Origin of the sequence: Pseudoduganella buxea, from assembly GCF_009720835.1 — a bacterium.
Taxonomy (GTDB): domain Bacteria; phylum Pseudomonadota; class Gammaproteobacteria; order Burkholderiales; family Burkholderiaceae_D; genus Rugamonas; species Rugamonas buxea.
The window spans coordinates 1-2,289 of the sequence record NZ_WNKZ01000190.1 but is presented as its reverse complement, the minus strand read 5'-3'; the positions used below and the strand labels follow the sequence as shown (position 1 = coordinate 2,289).

The window sequence follows — 2,289 nt, the reverse complement described above, 5'->3', positions numbered from 1 at the left end:
GGCCAGCGCCAGCAGGGCCAGGCCTAGCGCCGTCCACGGCCGCGCGCGGGGCCGGCGCGCGCGGCCCAGGTTACGGGCGCGGCGCCAGTCGCGCAGCTGGGTGAGAAAGAAGTGGGACATAAAAGTGAGACATAAGCCTGGATATGAGCGTGGACGTGAGCACGAATACCCGCATCTAGCGGGGGGACGGGCAAATCCGCAACGCGGCAGTGGGTCCCGGCGGCCGATTTGCCGTCTACATCGGCGCGATTCGATCTGGCGCAAACCTGCGGATGATGCACCTGGGCACGATGTCCATATGCACCACTTTTCTTGAGGGGAAAACCATGTACGTCTTGCGCCATTTCGAAGCCTTCTTTGTTGCCGCCGTGCTGCTGTGCGTGGCCGCTGCCTTTGCCGCCAGCAGCGGCGCGCCCGTCGAGCAGGCCGCGCCGGCGCCACGGCAGCGTGTGGCCGTGCTGGTGACGTCGCACGCGCCGCCGGCCGTCATCGTGCGGGGCAAGCGCCTGAGCGCCGAGGAAAAGGCCCGCGCCACCGAGTAGCCCCGGCGGGCGGCGCTTACACGCTGTAGCAGGCACGCCCCGATTTGTAAAAATCTGAATCAGGCGCAATGTTCTCCCGCCGTGCGCGATATAGTGAATTCACCGGGCGCAAAGACCGCCCACGAATTCGGAACCACGGAGAGAACATCATGATCAAGCCTGTCATTCTTGCCGCCGCCCTGGCCCTGTCGGCGTCCATCCTGCCGACCCAGGCCCTGGCCCAGGTGGACGTCAACCTCGTCATCGGCGTGCCGCCGCCCCCGCCGCGCTACGAAGCGATGCCCCATCCCCGTGCCGGCTACGTGTGGGCGCCCGGCTACTGGGCCTGGAACGGCCACCGCCACGCCTGGGTCGGCGGCAACTGGCTGCGCGAGCGGCCCGGCTATGCCTACGCGGCGCCCCGTTGGACGGAGCGGCATGGCCGCTGGTACCACGAGCAGGCCCGCTGGAACCGTCTGAGCCCGCGCGGCGACATGGACCACGACGGCGTGCCGAACCGCTATGACCGCGACCGCGACGGCGACGGCATCGCCAATCGCTACGACCGCCATGACGGCGGCGGCTGGCACCGCGACCGTGGCCCCGGCTGGGATCGCCCACGGGAACGGGGCTGGGACGGCCACCGGGGCGACTGGCGCGAGAGCGGCTGGCGTGACGGCCGCGGCCGCGACCAGGATCGCGACGGCATCCCGAACCGCCACGACCGCGACCGCGATGGCGACGGCGTGCCGAACCGCCGCGACCACCGGCCGGACAATCCCTGGCGCAATTGAGCGGGGCAGCGCGTCCATGAGCCACCTTCGGGTGGCTTTTTATTTGCCAGCGTTGTATCGGTGCGAACCGCAGGCATGCGTTATCCGATGGTCCGATGAAACGGAAATAGGATGCGCTACAATTAATCGACCAAGATCAGCATGGACGGACAATGCCGATAGCTCACTTGTTTATCGATACCAATGTATTCCTCAATTTTTATCATTTCGCCGATGACGACCTGACCGAGCTGGATAAACTCATCAAGGAAATTGGCGATGGCGGTATCTGCCTGCACATTCCCGAGCAAGTGCGGAACGAGCTTGCAAGAAACCGTGAATCGAAACTCAAATCCGCGACGGACGAGTTCAGCAAGCACCCATTGCCAGCAGGCGTCCCGCGCCATATGCAGACGTATACACAATATGCAGACTATATTGCAGCGATCGAGCAGGCGAAGAAATTGCGTGGGCAGTTGATCAGCATAGCTCTCGCGGACGCTTCAAATCAGACGCTCCAGACCGATGTCCTCTTGCGCGACCTGTTCGCCAAATCGGCGCGCTATGCGGAAGACGATGAAGTATTTGGCCTTGCACTGCAACGGGCGCAGCGGGGAAACCCGCCTGGGAAAGCTGGCAGTGTCGGCGACCAGTACAACTGGGAAATGCTCTTGAAGATGGTCCCGGACGGCGACTTGCATATCGTATCGAGGGATGGTGATTACAGTTCGTTGCTGAACAAGACAAGGCCCCATCCTTCCCTTGAGACGGAATGGATGGAAAAAAAAGGGTTCTTCACGGATTTCCGTGAAACGCAGCCTTGATCTTCAGGAAGAAGAATTCACTGTCACGGTAACCGTATGCCATCCGCTTCATGACTTTGATGCGATTGTTGATGCCTTCTAATTGTCCGGTGTGCAGCGGCCAGCGCACGCGCGCGAGGATGCCGCGCCAGTAAGGCGCGAGTTTGTTAGCAAAGCGCTTGAGCGGATCGA

General features: G+C 62.8%; 4 protein-coding genes. 3 read left to right on the top strand and 1 reads right to left on the bottom strand.

The window, feature by feature from the left end:
- Positions 1 to 326: 326 nt before the first annotated feature.
- From GM672_RS27425 to GM672_RS27415, 3 genes are all read left to right on the top strand, one after another.
- Positions 327 to 542: a hypothetical protein gene (locus GM672_RS27425; RefSeq protein ID WP_155473659.1), complete on the top strand. Its 216-nt coding sequence runs from the start codon at positions 327 to 329 to the stop codon at positions 540 to 542.
- A gap of 149 nt (positions 543 to 691) precedes the next feature.
- Complete coding sequence (locus GM672_RS29805) at positions 692 to 1,315, top strand: YXWGXW repeat-containing protein (RefSeq protein ID WP_155473658.1); 624 nt, start codon at positions 692 to 694, stop codon at positions 1,313 to 1,315.
- A 167-nt stretch (positions 1,316 to 1,482) separates the two neighbouring features.
- The gene (locus tag GM672_RS27415) at positions 1,483 to 2,118 is read left to right on the top strand and encodes a PIN domain-containing protein (RefSeq protein ID WP_155473657.1); all 636 of its coding nucleotides are present in this window, start codon (positions 1,483 to 1,485) and stop codon (positions 2,116 to 2,118) included.
- On the opposite strand, the gene GM672_RS27410 is transcribed toward GM672_RS27415, so the two are convergent.
- Positions 2,090 to 2,289 (bottom strand): transposase (locus GM672_RS27410; protein ID WP_211517339.1); only part of this gene is annotated, 200 nt, incomplete at its 5' end. The two genes, GM672_RS27415 and GM672_RS27410, sit on opposite strands and share 29 nt — an antisense overlap.

Excerpts from the sequence above, each read along its gene's own strand:
- GM672_RS27425 (WP_155473659.1), top strand. The coding sequence starts at position 327 with ATGTACGTCTTGCGCCATTTCGAAGCCTTCTTTGTTGCCGCCGTGCTG.
- GM672_RS29805 (WP_155473658.1), top strand. The coding sequence starts at position 692 with ATGATCAAGCCTGTCATTCTTGCCGCCGCCCTGGCCCTGTCGGCGTCC.